Here is a 23,329-nt window from a genome sequence, read left to right on the forward strand (position 1 = left end):
CGGCCGTCATCCCGGCGGAAGCCGGGACCCAGTGCGCGGACTGATCAACTCGCGTTGGCCTCTCCGACCTTGCGGTGAAGGACCGGATGGGTTCTTGCGTACCGTACTTTCCGAGCAGTGGGTCCCGGCTTTCGCCGGGATGACGGCTGGTGAGGGGAAGGCTAGCCGACCCGCCGCACTGTCTCGACCGCGCCGTTTTCCAGTAGCGATTTCAAATGGTTGGTGACGACGTCGCGGAACACTGCGACGGCGGGGAGGTCGGTGCCGAAGACTTCCTGAACGGCGAGGAGGCCGTTCGCCAACTTTGTCGGATCACGCCCTGCCGCATCGGCTATGGCGCGTAGTCTCGCGGCCAATGGGTCTTTGACATCAATGGGTTGGCCGGCTTCGTCGATGCCGGTGACGTAACGCATCCAGGCGGCGACGCCCAGCGCGAGGCGAGGGAAGGGTTGCGCGGCTTTCAGGCGATCGCGGATGGTGCCGAGAAGGCGCTGCGGGAGCTTCTGGGTACCGTCCATGGCGATCTGCCAGGTGCGGTGCTTTAGGGCCGGGTTGGCAAATCTTGCAAGGAGCTGGTCGCGGTAGGCTTCGAGCATGGCGCGGGGCATGGGCAGGGTCGGCATCGCCTCTTCAGTCATAAGCCCATGAATCAGCTTGTGAATTCCGACGTCGGCGATGGCCTCGTTGACGTATTGGTAGCCCGAGAGATAGCCGAGATAGGCCATGGTTGAGTGGCTGCCGTTGAGCATCCGCAGCTTCATCAGCTCGAAGGGCTCGACGTCTTCGACCAGCTCGGCACCGACCGCTTCGAAGGGCGGGCGGCCGGCGGGGAAATCGTCCTCGATCACCCATTGGGTGAAGGGCTCGGTCATGATCGGCCAGGCGTCGTCGAGGCCGGTGATTTCAGCGACGATATCGCGGTCGGCGTCGGTGGTGGCCGGCACGATCCGGTCGATCATGGTCGACGGGAAACTTACGGTTTGGACGTAATTCGTAAACTCCGTACCCACCCCTCTCAATTCGGCGAACCGGCGCACGATGCGGCCGGCGGTCTTGCCGTTCGAGGGCAGATTATCGCAGCTCATGACGGTGAAGGGGACAAGTCCGCGCTTGTGGCGCAACTCGAGCGCCGCAGCGATGATGCCGGGGGCGCTGACGGGGGCATCCGGATGGGCCAGGTCGTGGACGATGTCGGGGTGGGTTTCGTCGAGCTCGCCGGTCGAGGGATCGTGGCAATAGCCCTTCTCGGTGACGGTGAGCGAGACGATGCGGATCGCCGGATCCGCCATGGTTTCAATGAGTTGGGCGCGCTGGGTGTTGGCATCGAGCACATCGAGGATGGAGCCGATGATGCGCGGCTTGGTGCCCGAGGCGTCGCGGATGGCGAGGGTGTAGAGGAAATCCTGCGGGGCCAATGCGTCGCGCGTATCGGGGCGGCGGAGCGAGGCGCCGATGATGCCCCAGCTGGGGTTTTGCGCCAGCAGATCATCGACATAGGCGGCCATGTGGGCGCGGTGGAAGGCGCCGATGCCCAGGTGGACGATGCCGGGTGTGACAGCGGACCTGTCGTATTTGATCGCGGGAATGCCACGGAGATGAAGCGTGTCTGAATGGAGTTCGGACATGGATAGGCGTGGCATGTGGAGTTCCCCTGAAGATCGCGGCCCCCTCCACCGGCTTCGCCGGTCCCCTTCCCCCGCCACGCGGGGGAGGATCAAGAGGGTGCCCTCTCCATACCGAAGCTCGTCCGAGACTGCCATACCAGGCGGTTGCGTGGGCAAAATATCCCCGGCATAAGCATCGGGCAGTTGAGGGGAAATGAGCGTGGCGAAGCGGTTCGTGAGCATCGGCGAGGCGATGATCGAGATGTCGGGCGGCGAGGAGGGCATGTACCGCCTCGGCTATGCCGGCGACACGCTGAACACCGCCTGGTACGCCAAGGCGCTGCTGCCGGAGGGCTGGGAGGTCGACTATGTGACGGCGCTCGGCGACGACATGTATTCGGCTGAGATGCGGGCGTTCATCGACAAGGCCGGGATCGGAACCGGGCGGATCCAGACCATCGCTGGGCGGCGGCCGGGGCTCTACTTGATCCACCAGGAAAAGGGCGACCGGCACTTCACCTATTGGCGCGGGCAATCGGCAGCGAAACTGCTGGCCGACGATGTCGAGGCGCTGGAAGCGGCGGTGGTGGGGGCCGAGACGGTGTATTTCTCGGGGATCTCGATGGCGATCCTCGCGCCGCGGGCGCGGGGCAAGCTGATGCGCACGATCGTCAAGGCGCGGGATGCCGGGGCGACGGTGGTATTCGATACGAACTTGCGGCCGGCGCTGTGGACCTCGCCGAAGATCATGGCCTCGACCCTCACGGCGGCGGCGGCCATCGCCGACATCGTGCTGCCGACGCATACGGACGAGGCGCCGCTGTTCGGGGACGCTTCGCCCGAGGCGACGGCGGAGCGCTATCTGGCGCTCGGGGCGCGCGAAGTGGTGGCGAAGGATGGCTCGAAGCCGGCCTTCGTCGCGACGGCCGATGGAGTGCGCCAGTATGTGGCGGCGCCCAAGGCCGAGAAGGTGGTGGACGCGACCGGCGCGGGGGACTCGTTCAATGGCGGGTATCTGAGCGGCCGGGCGCGGGGACTATCGCCGGTGGAGGCGGCGGAACGGGCGCACCGGGTGGCCGGCGTGGTGATCGGCCACAAGGGCGCGTTGGTGGCGCCGGAGTTGGTGCGGGGGGTTTAAGGATCGTGGAGCGCGGTTATTCGAAAGACGTCCTGCTGGATTTGACCGTCAACGGATGGCGCCCATTCCTGGTCACTCTGACCATCGTTGTGATCGTCTTCGGCGCGATGGCGATAACCGGGGGCTCAAACCCGTTGTTCGTCTTCTGGCTGGTGCTGGTGCCAACAGTGTACCTGATGGCTACATTGTGGGCTGCAATTGGCTATGCGCTGTTCAAGACGGCGGATGGAGGGTTGCCGCGGTCAAACGGAAGCCTGCTGCTTTCGATTGTGGTGCTGCTGGTGCCCAGAGAACTGCTGAAGTAGAGAGCATCGGCGCTGCGCTCAGCCAAGTTCCTCAGCGAGTCCGATGAGCAGCCCGCCGGGGCCGCGGATGTAGCAGAGGCGATAGACGTCCTCGTAGTTGACGACTTCGCCGACGAGCTCAGCGCCGCGTTTTCGGAGCCTTTCGAGCGTACCGTCGATGTCATCGATGGTGAACATGACGCGGAGATAGCCCAGGGCGTTGACCGGGGCGTTGCGGTGATCGGCGACGACAGGCGGCCTGAGGAAGCGGGATAGCTCGAGCCGGCTGTGGCCGTCCGGGGTGCGCATCATGGCAACCTCGACGTGCTGGTCGCCCAGTCCGGTGACACGTCCGGCCCATTCTCCCTCGATGGTGGCCCGGCCTTCCAGCTCGAGGCCGAGCTCGCGAAAGAACTCAATCGTCGCTTCGAGGTCATCGACGACGATGCCTACGTTGTCCATCCGTTTGAGCGCCATGGGTCCGATCTCCGAGGTGTCGTCTGGGCGTAAGTTCAGGGGGAAGCTGGGCCCTGAGGATCTTCTCCATCGCCTTGCCCTTGGCGAGCTCGTCGATGAGTTTGTCCATGTAGCGGATCTCGCGCATGGTCGGCTCCTCGATGTTTTCGACGCGGACGCCGCAGATGACGCCGGTGATCAGCGAGCGGGCGGGGTTCAGTTGCGGGGCCGAGGCGAAGAAGGTTTCGAGGTTCGTCCCGTTCGCCATCACATTTTCCAGCGTCTGCTGGGTGTGGCCGGTCAGCCAGCAGAGGATCTGGTCAACCTCGGCCTTGGTGCGCCCCTTCTTTTCGGCCTTGGCGATATAGAGCGGATAGACGCTTGCGACGCTGATGCCATAGACGCGATGGTTCATGGGGCCTCCAGGGCCGCCAGCTCGAACAAGCCGACCGTGCCCTCGATAGAGTGTTGCCGCGATCCGCGGATACTTCATATCCGTTCGTCATCAGCAGTGTGCCCCCTTGACCCAGATTTGCCCAGTCGATGGGGTGGAAGAAATCGTGGCGGGGAAGTTTCGTGGACCTGTCGAATTTCACCCCGGCCGTTCGACTGTGTGTGAACGTAGGGCGATTGGCCTGCCCGAAGCGAGGTCGAGGAGACAGACATGACGCAGTATCTGGTCGCTATTCACCTGCCCGACGATTACGACTCGGCCGCCGAAGACCCGGCGACGCGTGCTGACATCAGTGCGCTCAACGAGGAAATGATCGCCGCCGGCGTCAGGGTTTTCGTTGGTGGGCTGGAGCCGCCCAGCAGCGCAAAATCGCTGCGGGTGAGGGCGCCCGGGGAGGTGCTCGTCACGGACGGGCCGTATATCGAGAGCAAGGAGCACGTCGGCGGTTTCTGGGTGCTGGAAGTCGCCGACCAGGACGCGGCGCTGGAGTGGGGGCGCAAGGCCGTGATCGCCTGCCGGGCGCCGGTCGAGGTGCGCGCGTTCGGCCGAGGCTGACCCGGCCTGGGTTCTAGACGCGTGACTCGATGATCAGCCGCACCCCGAGCACGCCGATGAAGGCGGCGGCGGCACGATCGACCCAGAGCTTGGCGTTGAGGTAGATGGCGCGGGGCCTCGATGCCGAGAAGGCCACTGCGACGACGGCGTACCACAGCGTTTCCTGCAGGAAGATCAGCGGTGGCAGGGCCCAGTATAGCCAGGGCTCGGGGTTGGCCGGGAGGAGCGCGGCGAAGACGGCGCCGAACACGGCGACGATCTTGGGATTGGAGAGCTGGGTGAGCAGGCCGAAGGTGAAGGCCTTGCGCGGGTTGGCGGCGGCGCCGCCGCCGGTTTCGACGGTGATGGGGTCCTTGGCGTGGCTCCAGATCTTCCAGGCGAGATAGAGCAGGTAGAGCCCGCCGGCGACTTTCAGCGCAGTGAAGAGCAGGCCGCCATCGGCCATCAGGGTGCGGAGGCCGAGCACGGCGAGCGCGCCGTAGAGCATGGCCCCTACCCCCATGCCGAGCGCGGCCGCGAGGCCCTCGTTGCGCGACTGGGCGACCGCGGTGCGGACGACGAAGACGAAGCTGGGACCGGGGCTGATGGCGCCGAGCAGCAGCGCGCCCAGAATGGCGAAGAGGGGGAGGAAGTGGTCCATGGGGGCCTCGCGCGTATGAACCGGGCGAGTTGAACGGGAGTTGCCCCGCCGGGTCAAGCCGGGCGGGGCGTGGGGGTGGTCCTGAGTGTGGCCAGCAGCCCTTACATCTTTTCTTCCTTGATCGGCGTGCGGCTGACGATCTCGCGATCGCAGGCGTCGTAGGTGATGTAGTAGGGTACGAAGACGTGCTCGGAGTTCTTCTTCTTGGCGGAGAACAGGTAGATGCCCTCCTCCGCTTCCTTCTCGAGCTTTTCGATCATCTTGTAGTTGCGCTTCTTGAGGTAACGGACCGCCTGCTTGACGCTCTGGCAGTCGTAATCGTCGTAGTCGTCGTGCTCCTGGAGGATGGGTTTTTCCTGCAGCCCGCCGGCCATAGCCGAGGGCGCCGAGACGGCGACCAGCGAGAGGGCGAGGGCGGCGAAGGCCGGGCGGGCGAAGCTGTTGAGACGTGCGAACATTGGTCCACTCCATGAAGCAGGCACCTGTTGCCTGCGGGTGAGAGAGGACTAGCGGCCTCCGGCTGAACCGATATGGACCCGTCGGTTCAGTGGATATTCATAAGTCGTATTATGACTTTTCAGGCTGCGTCGAGGATCAGAACATGCCGTCGCCGGAGTTGATGTACTCGATCTCCTCGGGGGTGGAGGTGCGGCCGAGGGCGGCGTTGCGGCGGGGATAGCGGCCGAAGCGGGCGATGCAATCGCGGTGGAGGATCTCGTATTTGAGGGTGCCTTCGTCGCCGAGGCGCTCGAACAGGCGGATGGCCTCGTTGTGCACGGAGAGATCCTCTGAATGCATGTAGGGCATGTAGATGAAGGTGCGACGGCGCGGCTCGACGCGCATGTCGTCGCCGGTGGCCACGGCTTCCTGCGCGAGGCGGAGCGCCATGGGGTCGGAGGCGAAGGCCTCGGGCTGCTTGCGGTGCAACTGGCGGCAGAACTGATCGAGCACGATAATCTCGGCGAGGCGGCCGGATGGGGTCTGGCGCCACCAGGCGGCTTCGCCGCGGGCGACGGCGGCATAGGTGTCGCTGAAGCGACTGGCGAGGACCGCGTCGAACTCGGGCTTGCCGCCGAACCAGTCGGGCTCGCCGTGCTCGACGAACCAGAAGTCGAGGATTTCATCGGGGCTGGTCATGCGGTCATCCTTGGCAGACGGGGCCCTCCCGCCCTCCCCCATGAAGGAGAGGTGAAGAAAGAGGTTCACAGTTCATTGTCCATGCATTGGGCATGATGTCACCGGCCGCACGGCGCTGGAGTATGTGGGGCAGCACTGAGGAGATTTCTATGCGGCTGGTAAAGCTCGATACGCCCGATGGCATCATCTACGTCAACCCCGAGCACGTGGTGGCGGTGGTGAAGGGGCTGCGCGACACCAAGATCGACACGGTGTCGGGCGTGCATGTGGTGAAGGACCCGCCGGAGGTCGTGGCGCGGCTCCTCGGGATGGAAGAGATCGAGCTCGATGTGACGCCCCGGATGATCAACCGGAGCTGACCGAGCGCGCGGTGGTATCTCGCCGCGGGCAATGACCGCCGGAGCGTTGGCACCTTGATCCCTCCCCACAAGGGGGAGGGAGACGCAAGAGTTGAGGCGGCTATGGTCGCCTCTAAGTGACGCCCTGCCCTAGACCGTGACGATCGCCTTGATGACGCCGGTGCGGTCGTGGGCCCAGATGGGCATATCTTCGGGGACGCGGTCCATGGTGGTGGCGTGCGTCGCCAGCTTGTCGGTGGGGACCTTGCCGGCGCGGATCGAGGCCATGACGTGCTCGAAATCGGCGCGGATGGCGTTGCGGGAGCCGCGAATGGTGAGCTCGCGCCGGTGCACTTCGCTGTCGGGGAAGACCAGGTCACCCTTGATGACACCGACCAGGGTGTAGGCGCCGCCGTTGCGGGTATGGAGCAGCGAGGCATTCATGGCGCGGATCGAGCCGGTGGAATCGAACACCGCGTCGAAGCCGCTGGCCTTGATGGCGGTGAACTCGGCGCCTTCGAGCTCGCCGGGAGAGAAGGTGCGGAAGCCCAGCGCGCGGGTGGCCTCGATCTTGTCGGGCGCGGCATCGACCACGGTGACATCGGCGCCGGCGATTTGCGCAAAGAAGGCGACACCGAGTCCGATGGGGCCGGAGCCGACGACGAGGGCCCGAGAGCCCGGCTTCAGTTCGGTGGTGCGGCGGATGGCGTGGGCGCCGATGGCGAGGAACTCGACCATGGCGGCGTCGCGCAGGCTAAGGCCGTCAGCGGGATAGAGGTTGGTGGCCGGCATGACGATTTCTTCGGCCATGCCACCAGGAGCGTGGACGCCGATGACCTTGAGGGTCTCGCAGCAATTGGCGCGGCCTTCGAGGCAGGCGGGGCAGTGGCCGCAGTTGAGATAGGGGTTGATGACCACCGGATCGCCGGCGGCGAAGGCTTCGCCGTTGGGATCGACGACGGTGCCCGAGAGCTCGTGGCCGATGACGCGCGGGTATTCGAAGAAGGGGAAGTTGCCTTCGAAGATATGGTAGTCGGTGCCGCAGATGCCGATGTGGCGGATGGCGACGCGGACCCAGCCGGGCTTCAGCTCGGGGCGGTCGATGTCAATCAGCGCCAGCTGTTCGGGCGCGGTGCAGGATATAGCTCGCATGGGGTCTCCTATTGGGGGCAATCATAGCGGCGCGGGGCTGAGACTCCAGTACGCAAAAAGTCCCCCCTTTCGGTTTCTAAGGCTTGGCGAAGGGCCATGCCGAAGAAATCGCTTTCTCCCCCGCAAGGGGGCGATGGCCGACTGAGAGGGCGGTGTGCTAGCAGCGTGGCGCAATTTATCGGGGTGTTTCAGCGTGAATTTTGCGAGCGATAACTGGGCGGGGGCGACGCCCGAGGTGATGGCGGCGTTGGCGCGGCACAATCAGGGGTTCTCGCCGGCCTATGGCGGCGATCCGCTGAGCGTCAGCGTAACGCGGCGGTTTTCGGAGCTGTTCGAGCGCGAGGTCGAGGTGTGGTTCATGGCGACGGGGACGGCATCGAACTCGCTGGGGCTGGCGGCGCTGAGCCGGCCGGGCGGCGTGGTGTTCTGCGCCGAGGATGCGCATGTCTACGCTGACGAGAGCGGCGCGACCGAGTTCCAGTCGGGCGGGATGAAGCTGATCCCAGTGCAGAGTCCGCTGGGGATGATCGACGCTGGGGCGTTCGAGGCGGCGTTGGGCAAGCACCCGGAGGGCGGGAGGAGCGTGCCGGTGGCGGTGAGCCTCACCAACGCGACGGAATGGGGCACGGTTTACGCAGTGGATCAGGTGGCGGCGCTGGCGGGAATCGCTCGGGCGCGCGGGCTGAAGGTGCATATGGATGGAGCTCGGTTCGGCAACGCGGTGGCGGCGCTCGGGGTGACGCCGGCGGAGCTGACCTGGAAGGCGGGGGTGGATTTCCTGTCGTTCGGGGCGACGAAGAACGGCTGCTTGGCGGCGGAGGCGATCGTGGTGTTCACGCCGGGGCTGCTGGGGGATTTCGAGGCGCGACGGCAGCGGGCGGGGCACACGTTCTCGAAGGCGCGGTTCGTGGCGGCGCAGTTCGAGGGGTATCTCGAGCATGGCAACTGGCTGCGCTGGGCGACCCATGCCAACGGGATGGCGGAGCGGCTGCGGGTTGGGTTGCGGGCGAGCAATGTGGCGCGGCTGGGATGGGAGAGCCGGATCAACGAGGTGTTCGCGGTGATCTCGAAGGCGGCGCTGGCGCGGGTGCGGGCGGCGGGTGGGGCGGCGCATGAGTGGCCGGCGGAGGCACTGGCGGAGCGGCCGGGGGCGGACGAGGTGCTGGTGCGGTTGGTGACCAGCTGGGCGACGACCGAGGATGAGGTCGAGGGGTTTTTGGGGGTGCTTTAGCAACCCCTCTTCATCTCTCCCCTTGCGGGAGAGAAAGCGATTTCTTGGGCTTAGCCCTTCGCTAAGTCCTAGAAATCGCAAGAGAGGGGATCGTGGAGGGCATGGTGGCTCCGCACCCCCTCTCTTGCGCGATATCTAGCCCAAGACGACCTTCACGAGATTTCCTGCCGGGTCCTTGGTCTCGAGACCCTCATTCGTGTCGGTCGATGCGGCGTTGATGGCAGCCAGCCTCGTGCGGACCGCATCCAACGCTGCCTGGTCCGGCACCACCACATGGAACCACCGCAAGCCTGCCGTGCCCTTCGGGGCCTGCGCCGCGTTGGGGCCGGCCCAGACGTTGAAGGCGATGGTGTGGGGCGGGTAGTCGAGGCCGAGGTCGCCCATGCCGAAGCGGCGCATAATGAACAGGCCGCCGAAGCCGAGGCCGTCGCGGTAGAAGTGCATGGCCTGCTCGAGATCGTTCACGTGCAGATGGATGTGGCCGATGCGGGTGCCGGCGGGCATCAGGGCCGGGACGCTGTTGACGTCATCGAGTTCGGCGAGCAGGTCGTCGACATCGATGGCCTCGCGGCCGGAATGGGGCGAGCCGTCGATGGTGCGGACGTAGACGCCCTCCTCGGCAGTGCCGATGCGGCCGCGCCAGGGGGTCTCGAAGGTGATCTCGATGCCGTTATTGTCGTAGTCCCACAGGTAGATCGCCTCGGAGACCAGGTGATCGGTGGGCGAGATGCGGACGCGGCGGGTGAGCGCGCGCACCACCATTTCGGCCAGCGCCTGCCGGGTCGGGACGTGGATGGCGACGTGGTAGAGGCCGAGCGTGCGATCGGGGAATGGGTTGTTGGCGCCCAGCTCGAGGGTGATCAGCTCGCGGCCGGCAGCACCGAGGTGCAGGGCTTCGGCGTCCTCCGAGATGAGCTCGAGGCCAACGACATCGCGCCAGACGGCGAGCGCCTTGTCGCGATCGGTGACGGCGATGCGGACCGAACCGAGGTGAGTGGCAAGCGGCAGCGTGGGGGTGGAGCGGACGCTGACCTGGGATTCGACTGTGATCATGATGGGGTCTCGCAAAAGAACCATTGGATTGACCCTGATATGGATGATGCGGCCCGGCAAGCCAATGTGGTCGCGGGGGCGAACAGTCGATACTGAAATGCAATAATGTATGGAAATTGGGTGGGGATTGCCGACCTTTGGAGCGTAGGACACCCCCACCCTTGATCCCTCTCCACCCGGGGAGGGAGAGACGTTGTGGCACGGGCCGGTGCCCGTGGCCGCCCCGTCCACCATGCTTCGCATGATCCCCCTCCCCCGCCATGTGGGGGAGGACCAGACAGTGCCCGTCAGGTGGCGACGGTGCGGCGGCGGTATTCGCTGGCGGCGTAGACGAGGAGCGCTGCGACGATGAGGCCGCCGACCAGTTGGGACCAATCCACCCCGGCGAGGAAGCGCGGGATCATCACCGAGGCGTTGAACGCGGCGTCGTTGAAGACGGTCGCCTCAAACTGCATGTTGTCGGTGCCGAACTTCAGCCGCTCGCCCAGATAGGTCAGGAAGTAGCCGGCGCGCGGACCGTTGTCGCCGATGACCAGGTTCTCGGCGAGGCCGATGAGCCCCGGGATCAGGAAGGCGAGGGGGATCGACCAGCGGCGGAATACCGTCGAGAGCGCGCCGACCCAGGCGAAGAACGGGGCATACCAGAGCAGCGCGGTGACAAGGCAGACGAACGCGAAGCCGCCGATTTGTATGGCACTCCAGAGGAACTCGAAGACGCTGGGCACGCCGAGCCGCGGCAGCATTAGCGCAGTGACCATGGTGACGACGTAGATCAGGACGCCGGTGAGCAGGTACGCACCGAAGATCATGGCCGGCAGGATGGTCATGCCGGCGAGCGACTTCGAGGCCAGCATCTTGAAATCGGTGACCGGCATCGACTTCCAGAACAGCATGGCGTTGTTCCGGCGATCGGCGCTGAAGGCATCGGCGTAGTAGAAGAACAGCGCCGCGAGCAGATACATGCACCAGAGCAGGCCGACCGCGAGGAAGCCGAACTCGAAGAACTTCAGCGCGGAGGGAACGCCGATCTCCTGGTGCAGCTGGAAGCGGTTGGAGGCGATGCCGAGCACGAGCATCAGCGTCATGATGCCGAGGATCAAGGCCGGGGCGTAGAAGAAGGCGCCGCGGTGCTCGAGATACTCGCGCTTGATGAGGGCAACGAGAGACTTCATTTGGCGGGACCGCGCTGCATGAGGGCGACGAACAGGTCGCTGAGAGTTGGGGTGGAGACATCGCCGAACTGGGCGAGCCGGTCGCGATCGACGCCATCGAAAACCATCGCGGTCTGGCCGAAGCGGGTTTCGCTGTAAATGGGGCCGAGCGCCGTGGCGGCCGGAACCTGTTCGGGGCGGACGAGCACCTGACTGAACTTGGTGCTGACCGTTTCCATCTGCATGTGGAGGATCAGGTCGCCATCTCGGATGAACATGATGTCGGAGAGCATGAACTCGATCTCATCGACCTGGTGGGTGGTGATGAGGAGCGTGCGCTCTTCGGTCATGTAGTCCTCGAGCAGGCGCCGGTAGAAGCGCTTGCGGTAGGTGATGTCGAGGCCGAGGGTCGGCTCGTCGAGGACCAGGAGCTTGGCATCGATCGCCATCACCACGGCGAGGTGGAGCTGGGCGATCATGCCCTTCGAGAGGTTCTTGATCCGCGCTTCCATCTTGACGTCGGTGCCCTCGAGGAAACCGCGGGCCTTCGCCTGATCGAAGTTGGGGTGGATGTTGGTGAGGAGCGCGAAGAGTTCGCGCACCCTGAGGAACCGCGGCAGGCTCGCGACATCGGAGATGAAGGCGACGTTCTTCATCAACGAGGCGCGCTTCTGGTACGGATCCTCGCCGAGGACACGCACGGTGCCCTCGTAGGAGGTGAGGCCGAGCAGCGCGTTCAGCGTGGTGGTTTTGCCGGCGCCATTGTGACCGACGAGCCCATAGATGCGGCCGGCTGGGATATCGAAATCGAGCCCGTGGAGGATTTCGGTGCGGCCGAAATGCTTCTTGAGGCCGCGCGCCGAGACGATCGGAGCAGCTGTGGTTTGAGCCAGATCATTCATCTTTACCGCCTTGCTTCAACAGTTGATTGGGATCGAGATCGAGGGCCGCCATGCGCGCCATGACGCGCGGCCATTCCTCGGTCAGAAATTTCTGGCGCTCGTGGGCGAGCAGCCGCTGGTGGCCGCCTTCGGCCACGAACATGCCCATGCCGCGACGTGACTCGACGACGCCGATATCGACGAGCGACTGGTAAGCGCGGGTGACGGTCAACGGGTTGACCGAGAGATCGGCGGAGATCTGGCGCACGGAAGGAAGCGCCTCGCCCTCCTTGGCGGTTTTGCTCAGGATCATGTCGGCAATCCTTTCGCCGATCTGTACGAAGATCGGCTGGCTGTCGTTGAATTGGCTCATGCGTGATGCCTTGGTAGTGTGCTAGTTATGTAGCACACCATTTCGGTGGCGCAAGCAGAATCTGCAAGGGTGGGCTTCTGACGTCTTGGTCACGCTCTTGGCATTGTCGATCCGGAGCGCGTAGTTTCGACAGCGCCGCGACAATAACGCCTTGTGTCACCGGCGGTTTCTGGGGGGCGACGTGCGCATTCTGATCACCGGCAGTGCGGGGTTCATCGGCTTTCACCTCGCCCGGCGGCTATTGGCCGAGGGGCACGAGGTGATCGGGCTCGATGCGCTGACGCCGTATTACGACGTGGGGCTGAAGCAGCAGCGGCACGCGATCCTGGAGGCCGAGGCGCGGTTTCGGCCGGTGATCGGGCGGCTGGAGGACGAGGCGGCGGTGGCGGCGGCGTTCGCCGATGCGCCGGAGGTGGTGGTGCATCTCGCGGCACAGGCGGGGGTGCGCTACAGCCTCGAGGCGCCGCGAGGCTATACCGACAGCAACGTGACGGGGACGCTTGCGATCCTCGAGGCGGCGCGGCGGACGCAGCCGAAGCACCTGCTTATCGCGTCTTCGAGCTCGGTCTATGGCATGGCGGGGAAACCCTCGCGCGAGACGGATATGACCGACCGGCCGGTGTCGCTTTATGCGGCGACCAAGAAGGCGACGGAAGCGATGAGCCATTCGTATGCCCACCTGTTCGGAGTGCCGACGACGTGCCTCAGGTTCTTCACCGTGTATGGGCCGTGGGGGCGGCCGGACATGGCGCTGTTCAGGTTCGCGGAGGCGATCGCGGCGGACACGCCGATCAGCATCTACGGCGAGGGGCGGATGCGGCGGGATTTCACCTATGTCGAGGATGTGGCGGCGGCGGTGGGGCGGTTGATCGGGCGGGCGCCGGTGCAGGGTGAGCCGGTGGCGGGGGACTCGCTGTCTCCGGTGGCGCCTTGGCGGGTGGTGAACATTGCGGGCGGGCGACCGGTGGAGCTGATGCGGTTCGTCACGGCGATCGAAGCGGCGATGGGGCGCGAGGCGAAGAAGGAACTGCTGCCGATGCAGCCGGGGGACGTGACCGAGACGGCGGCGGATGTGGGGTTGCTGCGGGCGCTGATCGGAGAAGTGCCGGGGACGGATGTGGAGGATGGGGTGCGGGCGTTTTGCGACTGGTTCAAGGGGTGGAGGGTTGGCTGACCAAACACCGGGCCGTCATCCCGGCGAAAGCCGGGACCCAGTGCGCTGGCGCTCCACCAATACAATCGCGCCGACCTTCCTGTGATGGACCGGACGGGTTTCGCGCCGGCCCAACCGTCCGAGCAGTGGGTCCCGGCTTTCGCCGGGATGACGGCCGGTGGGGTGGCGAGACGGTGTCCAACAACAGAAAGCGTCACTCAACCGAACGGAAAATCGCTTGAGTGCTAACGACTCGCCGGCACTGACATGTTAGAGGCAAGTATTGCTTTCGGCTCGACCTGAGCCGGCCCACCTTCGATTTCCGGATACATAAATTGACGGCCACAGCTTCGGCACCGGCGACCAGCATTGCCAGCAAGACCACGCTCTCGATCATCGTCGCGGTGTCGGTCTGCCACCTGATCAACGACGTGATGCAGTCGCTGCTGACCGCCATCTATCCGATCCTCAAGGAGAATTACGGCCTCGATTTCGTGCAGATCGGGCTGTTGACCTTCACCTTCCAGTGCACGGCGTCGCTGCTGCAGCCGGCGATCGGCATGTACACCGACAAGCGGCCCCTGCCCTATTCGCTGCCGGTCGGCATGGCGTCGAGCCTCGTCGGGCTGATCATCCTCGGCTTCGCGCAGAGCTACTGGCTGCTGTTGCTCGGCTCGGCGTTCGTCGGGCTGGGGTCGGCGATCTTCCATCCGGAGAGCTCGCGCGTAGCGCGGCTGGCGTCGGGCGGGCGGCATGGCTTGGCGCAGTCGTTGTTCCAGGTGGGCGGCAATCTCGGCTCGGCGATCGGACCGCTGCTCGCGGCGTTTATCGTGCTGCCGCGCGGGCAATCGAGCGTCAGCTGGTTCGCGGTGGGGTCGCTGCTCGGCATCTTCATTTTGTGGCGGGTCGGCAACTGGTATGCGGCGCACCGCAAGGCCAACGCCGGCAAGGCGCCGGCGAGCACGACACTGCTGTTCGACAAGCGCACGACGGCGATCGCGCTCATCGTGCTGACGGTGCTGACGCTGACCAAGAACGCTTACATGGCGGGGCTTTCGAGCTATTACACGTTCTTCCTGATCGACAAGTTCCAGGTCGGCGTGCAGGACGCACAGCTGCTGCTGTTCGTCTATCTCGGGGCGTCGGCGGTGGGCGTGTTCATGGGTGGGCCGATCGGCGATCGGTTCGGGGCGAAGTTCGTGATCTGGTTTTCCATCCTCGGCGTGCTGCCGTTCACGCTGGCGCTCCCCTACGCCGATCTCACCTGGACGGTGATCCTGACGGTTCTGATCGGGCTGATCTTCTCGTCGGCGTTCTCGGCCATCGTCGTGTTCGCGCAGGAACTGATGCCGGGCCGGGTGGGGATGATCGCCGGGATCTTCTTCGGCTTTGCGTTTGGGGCGGGCGGGATTGCGGCTGCGGCGCTCGGGGCGCTCGCCGACGTGGCGGGGATCCAGTACGTGTTCTGGCTATGCTCGTTCCTGCCGCTGGCGGGATTGCTGACGGTGTTCCTGCCGGAGATGCAGCACAGGGTTCGGTAGCCGACTGAGGCTTTGCCCTCCCCCTCCACCAGCTTCGCTGGTCCCCCTCCCCCGCCACGCGGGGGAGGATCAGGAGAGGCTGGTGCTTTTGGCTAGATCTGCAGCAACGCGACCGGCTTCTGCAGCTTGAACACCTTGCCCGTCGCGCTCAGCGTTCCATCGGCTGCTACGTCGAACACCACCAGGTCTTCGCTTTCCTGGTTCGCGACGATCAGGTGATCGCCGAGCAGCAGGAAGAAGCGGGGCCAGTTGCCGCCGCAGGGGATGTTCTGTTTGAGGCTGATGCGGCCGTCGGTGGCGATGGCGAAGGCAGTGATCGAGTTGTGTCCGCGGTTGCTGACGTAGGCGATGGTGCCGGCCGGATTGATCTGGATGTGCGCGCCGGTCGACTCGCCCTTGAAGTCGGCGGGGAGCGCAGAGAGCGTGTTGAGCTCGGTGAGCTTGCCGCTGGGCTGGCGGGCGAGCGCGGTCAGCGTCTGGGCGTATTCGGTGAACAGGTAGGCGAACTTGCCGTTCGGGTGGAACGCCAGGTGGCGCGGGCCGGCCCCTTTCGCGGTCTGGAACGCCGTCTCGGGGCCACCGAAGGTGCCCGTCGCGGCGGCATAGGCGAAGCTGCGGACTTCGTCGTGGCCGAGATCGACATTGTAGAGGCGATCGCCTTCGGGGGACCATTGTGTCCAGTGGGCGTGGCCGGTGTCGTGGGCCTGCGTGCCGCGTAGGACCGGTCCGGCGGCGAGAGTGCCGGTGGGGCCGATGGCGTACGTGGGCACGGAGTCATCCCCATAATTGGCGACGGCGAGGCGCGTCGCGGCGGGGCTGAGACTGAGGTAGCAGGGGTAGTTCGCGCCCGTCGGCGTGTAGCCGAGCGGAGTGACCGTCGCGAGGTCGGGCGAAAGCGTGAAAGCGCCGACCATAGCCGCCATCTCGTCGGTGACGTAAACGGTGCGCGTCGAGGGCGCGAAGGCGATCCAGGAGACGTCGGGGGTGCCGGGGAAGCTGCGGACGAGCTCGATGTTGCCGGTGGCGGTGTCGAAGCCCAAGAGCTTCAAGCCTTCGCCGTTCGGGCCGGTGTAGGATCCGGACAGCAGGGAAATCTTGGTCACGCGGCACTCCTCCTCGCGCTGGACGCGGGACGGGGAGCGCCGCGTTCACGGCAAGCTTCTTACGAGACTCGCCGGCTGAAAGCTATTGCGGCGCCTTGGGCCGTTTCGGGTCGTAGCCGACGCAGGTGGTGATGCCTTCGTCGCGCGAACAGGTGACGTTGTAGCCGCCCGATTTCGAGCAAGTGCCGGTGTTGTCGTCGTGCGACTCGTAGGTGCCGCCGATGCTGGCGCAGTTGGCGCCATACTGGCCGAGGCTCAGGGTTTTCGAGGTCTGGTAGACGTTGTCGGTGGCGCCGACAGCGGTGGTGAGCCCGAGTGTTGCAACAAGAACAAGAAGCGTTTTCATGATCCTAGTCCCTCGTTGAAGCCCGCGCGGGGTGCGCGTCGGGCTTGAGGGTGCGCTTGCTGCACTGTCGTGACGGTGAACGGGTCGTTCAGGCGGCCGGTTAGCGCGCCCGGTCCCAGCCTTCGCGCATCAGCTTGAAGCCCTTTTCGTACACCTCGGCTTCGCTGCCAAACAGCGGGCGCCAGATCTTGGTGGCGGCGGCGAGGTCGGGGAGGGCGGAGCCGAAGGCTTCGATGGTCATCCAACCGTCGTAGCCGGATTGCTTCAGGGCATTGAAGACTGACTGGAAATCGATGTGGCCGGCGCCGGGGACGCCGCGGTTGTTCTCGGTGATGTGGACGTGGTTGATCTGCCCAATGGTCGAGGCGATCAGGGGCGGAACCGAGTTTTCCTCGATGTTGGTGTGGAACGTGTCGAACAGGTAGCCGTAATTCGGCTCGTCCACCCGGCGGACAAGGCTTGCGGCCTGCTCCATGGTGTTGAGGAAGTAGCACTCGAACCGGTTGAGCGGCTCGACAGACAGCGCCACGCCCTGCCGCGCGGCGTACTGTGCCGCCTGTTTGTGGACGTCGGCACACCAGGCAATCTCATCGGCGGTGGGGCCACGGCCGGAGAACTCGCCCAGCGGCTGGTGGAACGGGCCGCAGACGAGGGTGGCGCCGAGAGCCGCCGTGCAATCGGTCAGCCAGTTGAGGTGCGTGAGGGCGCCAGCGCGCTGCACATAATCGGGGGAGATGGCGTTGCCGCCGGCCATGACGCCGACGCCGGTGGCGCCGAGGCCGACATCACGGAGGCGGCGGCCGAGCTTTTCGTAATGGTCGGGCGTGCCCTCGAACATCGGGACTTCGACGCCGTCATAGCCGGTGGCCTTCAGGCGCTCGATGATGGGCCAGTGCTCGTCGGTGACGTGGGTGGTCCAGAGGAGGAGGTCGAAGCCGAGTTTCACAGGTTCACCCAGTTGCCGGATTTGCCCGAGCTGATGATGGCGTCGCAGAGTTTGTTGGTTTCCAGCGCGTCGCGGAAGGTGGGGGCGGCGGGTTTGCCTGTCTTGAGGCCTTCGAGGAAATCGGCGGCGGTGTGGGTGAAGCTATGCTCGAAGCCGATGATCAGACCGGGGACCCACCACTTGCCGAGATAGGGGTGATCGCCGTCAGTGACGAGGATGTTGGTCCAGCCGCGCAGGCGCCCCTCGGTGGAGTGATCGAACCACTGCACGCGGTTCATATCGTGCAGGTCCCAGGCGAGCGAGCCCTTCTCGCCGTTGATCTCGAGCGTGTAGGCGGCCTTGTGGCCGCGGGCGTAGCGGGTGGATTCGAACGTGCCCAGCGCGCCGTTGGCGAAGCGGGTGAGCACGGCGGCCGCATCGTCGATACCGACGGTTTGCTTCTTGCCGGTGTCGGCGTGGGTGCGCTCCTTGACGAAGGTCTCGGTCATGGCGGTGAGCGAGGAGATGCCGCCGTTGATCCAGGTGGCGCTATCGAGGCAGTGGGCGAGGAGATCGCCGGTGACGCCGGAGCCGGCGGCGTTGACATCGAGGCGCCAGGTGCCCGGTCCGCCCTGCGGCACATCGGGGGAGATGGTCCAATCCTGCAGGAACTTGGCGCGGTAGTGGAAGATGCGACCGAGCTTCTGCTCAGCGACGAGCTGCTTGATCAGCGAGACGGCGGGGACGCGGCGATAATTGTACCAGACGAGGTTGGGGACGCCGGCCTTTTCCACCGCATCGACCATCGGCTGACCCTCGGCGGCGGTGCGGGCGAGCGGCTTTTCGGTGAGCACCATCTTGCCGGCCTTGGCGGCGGCGATGGCGATCTCGGCGTGGAGGTCGTTGGGCACGCAGATATCGATGGCGTCGATGTCCTTGCGTTCGACCAGGGCGCGCCAGTCATGCTCGATGCTCTCATAGCCCCACTGCTCGGCGAAGCGGCGCACCTTGCTGTCGTTCCGCGCGGCGACCGCCTTCAGCACCGGGTGGTAGCCGGTATCGAAGAAGTGGGAAACGGAGGCCCAGGCGTGCGAGTGGCAGCGTGCCATGAAGCCGTAGCCGACCATGCCGATGTTGAGTTGTTTGGTCATTGGTTCCTCGGTCGTGAGGGGGGATGCGCGGGAATGACGGCGGTCTGGGAGGCGGCCGGGCTATTCCCGCCAGCCGTGGGCGTCGCGGACTTTGAGCATGGCGCCGAGGACCTTGTTCCAGGTCTCCTGCTGCTCCATCACGGCGTTGGGGAACATGCAGCCGTCCCAGCAGATGTGGCGCATCTTTTTGGTCAGTTCGCCCTTGTCGTCGCGCAGCCAGTAGCCGGCGTGCTTGGTCACATCGAGCCGGCCGTTGGGGTCGTCGATCTGGCAGTGGCGGCCGGTCTTTTCATGGTCGCCGGAGCCGAAGGTGGTGCCGTCGTTCTGGGCGACGTGGAAATCCAGCGTCCAGGGGCGCAGGGCGTCGGCGACCTTGTGATAGGCAGCATCGAGCGCGGCCTTGTCGCTCCACTCGAAATCCTTGGGCAGGATGCGGTCCTTTTCGGCGTTGGCGCCGAGGACGAACAGCATGGAGTGGGCCATGTCGGCCTGGTAGCCGACGACGCCCGGCATGCCCACCATTTCGAGCAGCTTCACGTTCTCGCGCCAGGAGTGCATGCCGCCCCAGCAGATCTCGCCTTCGGCGACGATGTACTCGCCGTAGGATTGGGCGATGCGCCCGGCTTCACGGAAGGTCTCGGCGATCTTCTTGGTGTTGCCGACCGGGTCGGCGTCCCAGGCTTCGACACCGGTGGAGCTGTCGACGCGGACGCCGCCGGTGGGGCGGATGCCGAGTTCGCGCATCTGCTTGCCAATGCGGCAGGCCTTTTCGACCTGGGTGAGGAAGCGCTTCACGTCGTCGGCGTCGCCCATGGCCGAGCCGCCGCCGGCGCCGCCCCAGATCGGGGCAACGAAGCTGCCGACCTTGAGGCCGAAACCGGCGATGTGATCGCTCATGCGCTTCACATCGTCTTTTGAGCTGTCGATGGAGATATGCGGGTCGGCGAGCCAGAGGTCGACGCCATCGAACTTCTGCCCGTCGACTTCGGCGTTGGCGGTGAGCTTCAGCAGCGTATCGAGGGGGATGATGGGCTCGGAACCCGGGGCGCCCTTGCCGACCACGCCGGGCCAGGTGGCGTTGTGGAGTTTCGGGTAGTTGTTGGATGCCATGGTCCCCTCCCCCGGGGATTATTGATCACTGAAAAGACTGAGCGTGGGGCACCCCCACCCTTGATCCCTCCCCACAAGGGGGAGGGAGACGACTGAGAGATCGTGCCTCACCAACCAACCGTCCGAGGCTTGCGCATCCCTCCCCCTCGTGGGGAGGGATTGAGGGTGGGGGTGGGAAGCCACGATGCTCATGGCTACGCCGCCTTGTGCCTGAGGTTGAGGCCGGTTTTGGCGTCGAACAGCATCACCTTGTCCGGGTTCCAGCTGAAGCGGACGGCTTCTTCGACCTTGACGTCGACGCGGGCCGGGACGGCGGCGCGCATCAGGTTGTCGCCGACGCGCAGGGTGACGATCTTCTCGATGCCGTGGTTTTCCACGTCGTGGATGCGGGCCTCGTTCGGCGCGCCGGAGGCGACTTCGACGTCTTCGGGGCGGATGCCGAAGGTGACCGGGCCCTGGACCGGCGCAGCGGCGTTGATCGACATCTCGAAGCTCTGGGCGACGCTGGCGAGATTGCCGGCGAGGCTGCCGGGCAACAGGTTGATGGCGGGCGATCCGACGAAGCTCGCGACGAAGGTGTCGCGCGGGTTGGTGTAGACCTCGCGCGGGGTGCCGACCTGGACGATGCGACCCTTGTTGAGCACGGCGATGCGGTCGCCCATGGTCATGGCCTCGACCTGATCGTGGGTGACGAAGATGAAGGTGGCGCCGAGCCGCATCTGCAGGTCTTTGAGCTCGGAGCGCAGCGACTCGCGGAGCTTGGCGTCGAGCGCCGAGAGCGGCTCGTCCATCAAGAAGACCTGCGGCTCACGCACGATGGCGCGGCCGATGGAGACACGCTGCATTTCGCCACCGGACAACCGGTCGGTCTTGCGCTCGAGCAGGTGGGTGATACGGAGGGTTTTCGAGGCGTAATCGATGCGCTTTGCGATATCGGCTTCGCTCATCTTGCGGACGCGCGAGCGCAGCGGGAAGGCGAGGTTGTCGCGCACCGTGAGGCGCGGATAGAGCGAATATTGCTGCAGCACCAGCGCGACGTCGCGCTCGGCCGGGCCCCAGTCGTTGACGTTCGCCTGGTTGATATGGATGGCGCCTTCGGTGGGCTTTTCGAGCCCGGCGATCATCCGCAGCGTGGTGGTCTTGCCGGCGCCGGTGGGGCCGAGCAGCACGAAGAACTCACCGTCGCCGACGTCGAGATCGAGATTACCGACGGCGGTGTGGGTGCCGAATTTCTTGGTGATGTTTTCGAGGCGGATGCGGGCCATGTCAGTTGCCTAGCCGGATGTCGAGCGAGGCGCCCGATTTGGTGTCGAAGAAGTGCGCCTGCGCCGGATCGATGCGGGCGAAGACGGTGGTGCCGGGCTTGTCGACATAACCGGAGGTGGTGCGGGCCCTGAGGGTCTTTTCGCCGAACTTCAGGTCGATGATATCGAAGCCGCCGAAGGGCTGGATGATGTGGGCCTCGGCCGGACGGTAGCCCGGCTTCTGGTCATGGCTGACAATGACGCCTTCGGGGCGCACGCCGAGGGAGAGGTCGCCGGCGGCCTTCTTCTGCTCGAGCATGCCGAGCAGTTCGCGCGGCAGGTCGAAGCTGGCGTCGTCGAGCGCGATGCGGGCCTTGCCGTCGGCCTCGCTGACCTTGGTGGCGGCGATGTTCATCACCGGCGAGCCGATGAACTGGGCGACGAACAGGTTGGCCGGGTAGAGGTAGACCTCGGTGGGGGTGCCTACCTGCTGCAGCACGCCGTCGTTCATGACGACGATGCGATCGGCCAGCGACATGGCCTCGACCTGGTCGTGGGTGACGTAGATCGAGGTGGAGCCGTTCTCGAAATGCAGGCGCTTCAATTCGATGCGCATGGTTTCGCGAAGCTTGGCGTCGAGTGAGCCGATCGGCTCATCGAGCAGCAGCGCTTTGGGGCGGCGCACCAATGCACGGCCGATGGCGACGCGCTGCATATCGCCGCCGGACAGCGCCGACGGGCGGGCATTGAGTAGATTCAGGATGCCGAGCGACTTGCCGACCGAGCGCACGGTCGAATCCACCACGTCCTTGGCGGTGCCGACGGCGCGCAGCGGGAAAGCGAGGTTCTCGTAGACGGTGAAATGCGGATAGAGCGCGTAGTTCTGGAACACGAAGGCGATGTCGCGCTCGGCGGCGCGGAGGCCCTGGATGGGCTTGCCGTCGAGCAGGATATCGCCCGAGTCGATCTCCTCGAGGCCGGCGATAGCGCGCAGCGTCGTGGTCTTGCCGCAGCCGGACGGGCCGAGGAAAACCACGAACTCCTTGTCCTTCACGGTGAGGTTCACGTCCTTGATGACGTGGACCGGGCCGAAGTGCTTGTCGATGTGACGGAGTTCGATCTCAGCCATGCTGCGTGCCTCCGTGGACGGTGTCGACCTCGTCGATCAGCTTCTTGTCGGGCGGCGGAATGTGGACGGAGAAATTGAAGCCGATGAGGCCGACCAACATGACCAGCACGCTCCACTGGTGCAGCATCTCCAGCCAGGGCTGGCAGAGAAACAGGATGCCGACGACCATGAAGGTCATGGAGCCAGGGTTGAGGATCTTCTGGTTGAAGTCGCGAATGTTCACTTGCGGATCGCCCCGAAGCTCATGCCACGCAGCAGGTGATTGCGAAGCAGGAAGGTGAAAATGGCGACCGGGAGCAGGAAGAGCACGGTGCCGGCGGCGATGACCGTCCAGTCCTGCAAGCCCGTGCCGATCTGACTCGGAATGAATGGTGGCGCCGTCTGGGCCCGCCGGTTGGTGAGGATCAGAGCGAAAGCGTATTCGTTCCAGGCGGTGATGAAGCAGAACACGGCGGTGGCGGCGATGCCCGTCGCGGCCTCGGGCAGCACGATCTTGAAGAAGGCCTGCATGCGCGTGTAGCCGTCGACCAGCGCCGCTTCCTCGTACTCCCTGGGAATTTCGTCGATGAAGCCTTTCATCAGCCAAACCGCGAACGAGACGTTGAAGGCGGTGTAGAGCAATATGAGCCCCAGATGCGTGTCGTTGAGCCCGACGGCGCGGTACATGAGGAACATCGGGATGGCGACGACGATCGGCGGCAGCATGCGCGTCGAAAGGATGAAGAACAGGAGGTCCGCCTCGCCCTTTACGCGGAAGCGCGAGAAGCCGTAGGCGGTGATGGTGCCCATCGAGACCGCGAGGATGGTCGAGGTGATGGCGATGATCAGCGAATTGACGAAGCGGTCGGGATAGGCCGAGTAGACCACGTCGCCCTGACCGTTGCGCGACAGCCGTTCGCCGCCGGCGAGCACGAGCTGCTCCCACCAGGGGGCGGCGTCATAGGTGGCCTGGTCAACTGGCGCGGTCAGCTGGGCCCGCTTCACGAATAGTTTCACGAACGGCGTCACCTGCGGCTCGAACACGACGGTGGGCGGCACGGTGGTCGAGAGCAGCAGCGGCTTGAAGGCCGTCGAGGTGATCCAGTAGATCGGCGACAGGAAGATCAGCGTAATGACGATGACCGCAGCAATGGCGAGGCGGTTGCCGATACGTCCGGCACGCGTTGATACGACGGCCATC

26 protein-coding genes and 1 pseudogene are annotated in these 23,329 nt (G+C 65.2%); 7 read left to right on the forward strand and 20 right to left on the reverse strand.

Annotated features, from left to right (window positions below):
• Positions 1–161: 161 nt before the first annotated feature.
• Positions 162–1,625 (reverse strand): mannitol dehydrogenase family protein, encoded by a 1,464-nt coding sequence (locus AC1DWU_RS14065; RefSeq protein WP_477150818.1) that lies wholly within the window; start codon positions 1,623–1,625, stop codon positions 162–164.
• Between the two features lie 199 nt (positions 1,626–1,824).
• Between AC1DWU_RS14065 and AC1DWU_RS14070 the strand changes: the two genes are divergently transcribed.
• Positions 1,825–2,742 carry a sugar kinase gene (locus tag AC1DWU_RS14070; RefSeq protein WP_477150617.1) on the forward strand — a complete coding sequence of 306 codons (918 nt, stop codon included), beginning with the start codon at positions 1,825–1,827 and terminating at the stop codon, positions 2,740–2,742.
• 5 nt (positions 2,743–2,747) lie between these two features.
• Positions 2,748–3,047 (forward strand): hypothetical protein, encoded by a 300-nt coding sequence (locus AC1DWU_RS14075; protein ID WP_477150618.1) that lies wholly within the window; start codon positions 2,748–2,750, stop codon positions 3,045–3,047.
• Between the two features lie 18 nt (positions 3,048–3,065).
• Here AC1DWU_RS14075 and AC1DWU_RS14080 read toward each other — a convergent pair whose 3' ends face one another.
• On the reverse strand, positions 3,066–3,503 hold the full coding sequence (locus AC1DWU_RS14080) for a VOC family protein (RefSeq protein ID WP_477150619.1): 438 nt from the start codon (positions 3,501–3,503) through the stop codon (positions 3,066–3,068).
• 52 nt (positions 3,504–3,555) lie between these two features.
• A pseudogene (locus AC1DWU_RS14085) lies at positions 3,556–3,897 on the reverse strand (DUF2200 domain-containing protein); the annotation flags it as partial.
• Between the two features lie 249 nt (positions 3,898–4,146).
• On the opposite strand from AC1DWU_RS14085, the gene AC1DWU_RS14090 reads away from it, so the two are divergent.
• Positions 4,147–4,491 carry a YciI family protein gene (locus AC1DWU_RS14090; RefSeq protein WP_477150620.1) on the forward strand — a complete coding sequence of 115 codons (345 nt, stop codon included), beginning with the start codon at positions 4,147–4,149 and terminating at the stop codon, positions 4,489–4,491.
• Between the two features lie 13 nt (positions 4,492–4,504).
• On the opposite strand, the gene AC1DWU_RS14095 is transcribed toward AC1DWU_RS14090, so the two are convergent.
• From AC1DWU_RS14095 to AC1DWU_RS14105, 3 genes are all read right to left on the reverse strand, one after another.
• The gene (locus tag AC1DWU_RS14095; protein ID WP_477150621.1) at positions 4,505–5,131 is read right to left on the reverse strand and encodes a LysE family translocator; all 627 of its coding nucleotides are present in this window, start codon (positions 5,129–5,131) and stop codon (positions 4,505–4,507) included.
• 101 nt (positions 5,132–5,232) lie between these two features.
• Complete coding sequence (locus AC1DWU_RS14100) at positions 5,233–5,589, reverse strand: hypothetical protein (RefSeq protein ID WP_477150622.1); 357 nt, start codon at positions 5,587–5,589, stop codon at positions 5,233–5,235.
• A 136-nt stretch (positions 5,590–5,725) separates the two neighbouring features.
• Positions 5,726–6,268 carry a DUF924 family protein gene (locus AC1DWU_RS14105; protein ID WP_477150623.1) on the reverse strand — a complete coding sequence of 181 codons (543 nt, stop codon included), beginning with the start codon at positions 6,266–6,268 and terminating at the stop codon, positions 5,726–5,728.
• Positions 6,269–6,417: 149 nt separating this feature from the next.
• Between AC1DWU_RS14105 and AC1DWU_RS14110 the strand changes: the two genes are divergently transcribed.
• A complete protein-coding gene (locus AC1DWU_RS14110; protein WP_477150624.1) occupies positions 6,418–6,627 on the forward strand; it encodes a hypothetical protein in 210 nt (69 codons plus the stop codon).
• Between the two features lie 129 nt (positions 6,628–6,756).
• On the opposite strand, the gene AC1DWU_RS14115 is transcribed toward AC1DWU_RS14110, so the two are convergent.
• On the reverse strand, positions 6,757–7,758 hold the full coding sequence (locus AC1DWU_RS14115) for a zinc-binding alcohol dehydrogenase family protein (RefSeq protein ID WP_477150625.1): 1,002 nt from the start codon (positions 7,756–7,758) through the stop codon (positions 6,757–6,759).
• Between the two features lie 193 nt (positions 7,759–7,951).
• On the opposite strand from AC1DWU_RS14115, the gene AC1DWU_RS14120 reads away from it, so the two are divergent.
• Positions 7,952–8,989: a threonine aldolase family protein gene (locus tag AC1DWU_RS14120; RefSeq protein WP_477150626.1), complete on the forward strand. Its 1,038-nt coding sequence runs from the start codon at positions 7,952–7,954 to the stop codon at positions 8,987–8,989.
• Between the two features lie 135 nt (positions 8,990–9,124).
• Here the strand turns inward: AC1DWU_RS14120 and AC1DWU_RS14125 are convergent, their stop codons facing one another.
• From AC1DWU_RS14125 to AC1DWU_RS14140, 4 genes are all read right to left on the reverse strand, one after another.
• Positions 9,125–10,042 carry a VOC family protein gene (locus AC1DWU_RS14125; RefSeq protein WP_477150627.1) on the reverse strand — a complete coding sequence of 306 codons (918 nt, stop codon included), beginning with the start codon at positions 10,040–10,042 and terminating at the stop codon, positions 9,125–9,127.
• 287 nt (positions 10,043–10,329) lie between these two features.
• Positions 10,330–11,214: a hypothetical protein gene (locus tag AC1DWU_RS14130; RefSeq protein ID WP_477150628.1), complete on the reverse strand. Its 885-nt coding sequence runs from the start codon at positions 11,212–11,214 to the stop codon at positions 10,330–10,332.
• Positions 11,211–12,095 (reverse strand): ABC transporter ATP-binding protein, encoded by an 885-nt coding sequence (locus AC1DWU_RS14135; protein ID WP_477150629.1) that lies wholly within the window; start codon positions 12,093–12,095, stop codon positions 11,211–11,213. The genes AC1DWU_RS14130 and AC1DWU_RS14135 overlap by 4 nt, the downstream gene beginning before the upstream one ends.
• Positions 12,088–12,447: a GntR family transcriptional regulator gene (locus AC1DWU_RS14140; protein ID WP_477150630.1), complete on the reverse strand. Its 360-nt coding sequence runs from the start codon at positions 12,445–12,447 to the stop codon at positions 12,088–12,090. Before AC1DWU_RS14140 ends, AC1DWU_RS14135 begins: the two co-directional genes overlap by 8 nt.
• A gap of 181 nt (positions 12,448–12,628) precedes the next feature.
• Between AC1DWU_RS14140 and AC1DWU_RS14145 the strand changes: the two genes are divergently transcribed.
• A complete protein-coding gene (locus AC1DWU_RS14145) occupies positions 12,629–13,621 on the forward strand; it encodes an NAD-dependent epimerase/dehydratase family protein (protein ID WP_477150631.1) in 993 nt (330 codons plus the stop codon).
• Positions 13,622–13,935: 314 nt separating this feature from the next.
• On the forward strand, positions 13,936–15,141 hold the full coding sequence (locus tag AC1DWU_RS14150) for an MFS transporter (protein WP_477150632.1): 1,206 nt from the start codon (positions 13,936–13,938) through the stop codon (positions 15,139–15,141).
• A gap of 92 nt (positions 15,142–15,233) precedes the next feature.
• On the opposite strand, the gene AC1DWU_RS14155 is transcribed toward AC1DWU_RS14150, so the two are convergent.
• From AC1DWU_RS14155 to AC1DWU_RS14195, 9 genes are all read right to left on the reverse strand, one after another.
• Positions 15,234–16,244 (reverse strand): lactonase family protein, encoded by a 1,011-nt coding sequence (locus tag AC1DWU_RS14155; RefSeq protein WP_477150633.1) that lies wholly within the window; start codon positions 16,242–16,244, stop codon positions 15,234–15,236.
• A gap of 82 nt (positions 16,245–16,326) precedes the next feature.
• Complete coding sequence (locus tag AC1DWU_RS14160) at positions 16,327–16,590, reverse strand: hypothetical protein (protein ID WP_477150634.1); 264 nt, start codon at positions 16,588–16,590, stop codon at positions 16,327–16,329.
• A 100-nt stretch (positions 16,591–16,690) separates the two neighbouring features.
• Positions 16,691–17,536, reverse strand: a complete 846-nt coding sequence (locus tag AC1DWU_RS14165; RefSeq protein WP_477150635.1) for a sugar phosphate isomerase/epimerase family protein — start codon at positions 17,534–17,536, stop codon at positions 16,691–16,693.
• Positions 17,533–18,666, reverse strand: coding sequence for a Gfo/Idh/MocA family protein (locus AC1DWU_RS14170; protein WP_477150636.1), 1,134 nt, complete (start codon positions 18,664–18,666; stop codon positions 17,533–17,535). Before AC1DWU_RS14170 ends, AC1DWU_RS14165 begins: the two co-directional genes overlap by 4 nt.
• A gap of 60 nt (positions 18,667–18,726) precedes the next feature.
• On the reverse strand, positions 18,727–19,776 hold the full coding sequence (locus AC1DWU_RS14175; RefSeq protein ID WP_477150637.1) for a TIM barrel protein: 1,050 nt from the start codon (positions 19,774–19,776) through the stop codon (positions 18,727–18,729).
• 194 nt (positions 19,777–19,970) lie between these two features.
• A complete protein-coding gene (locus tag AC1DWU_RS14180; protein WP_477150638.1) occupies positions 19,971–21,041 on the reverse strand; it encodes an ABC transporter ATP-binding protein in 1,071 nt (356 codons plus the stop codon).
• 1 nt (position 21,042) lies between these two features.
• Positions 21,043–22,149, reverse strand: coding sequence for an ABC transporter ATP-binding protein (locus AC1DWU_RS14185; RefSeq protein ID WP_477150639.1), 1,107 nt, complete (start codon positions 22,147–22,149; stop codon positions 21,043–21,045).
• Positions 22,142–22,372, reverse strand: a complete 231-nt coding sequence (locus tag AC1DWU_RS14190) for a hypothetical protein (RefSeq protein ID WP_477150640.1) — start codon at positions 22,370–22,372, stop codon at positions 22,142–22,144. Before AC1DWU_RS14190 ends, AC1DWU_RS14185 begins: the two co-directional genes overlap by 8 nt.
• Positions 22,369–23,328 carry a carbohydrate ABC transporter permease gene (locus AC1DWU_RS14195; RefSeq protein ID WP_477150641.1) on the reverse strand — a complete coding sequence of 320 codons (960 nt, stop codon included), beginning with the start codon at positions 23,326–23,328 and terminating at the stop codon, positions 22,369–22,371. The genes AC1DWU_RS14190 and AC1DWU_RS14195 overlap by 4 nt, the downstream gene beginning before the upstream one ends.
• Between the last annotated feature and the right edge of the window lies 1 nt (position 23,329).

This window comes from Devosia sp. P2_G7, from assembly GCF_056403495.1.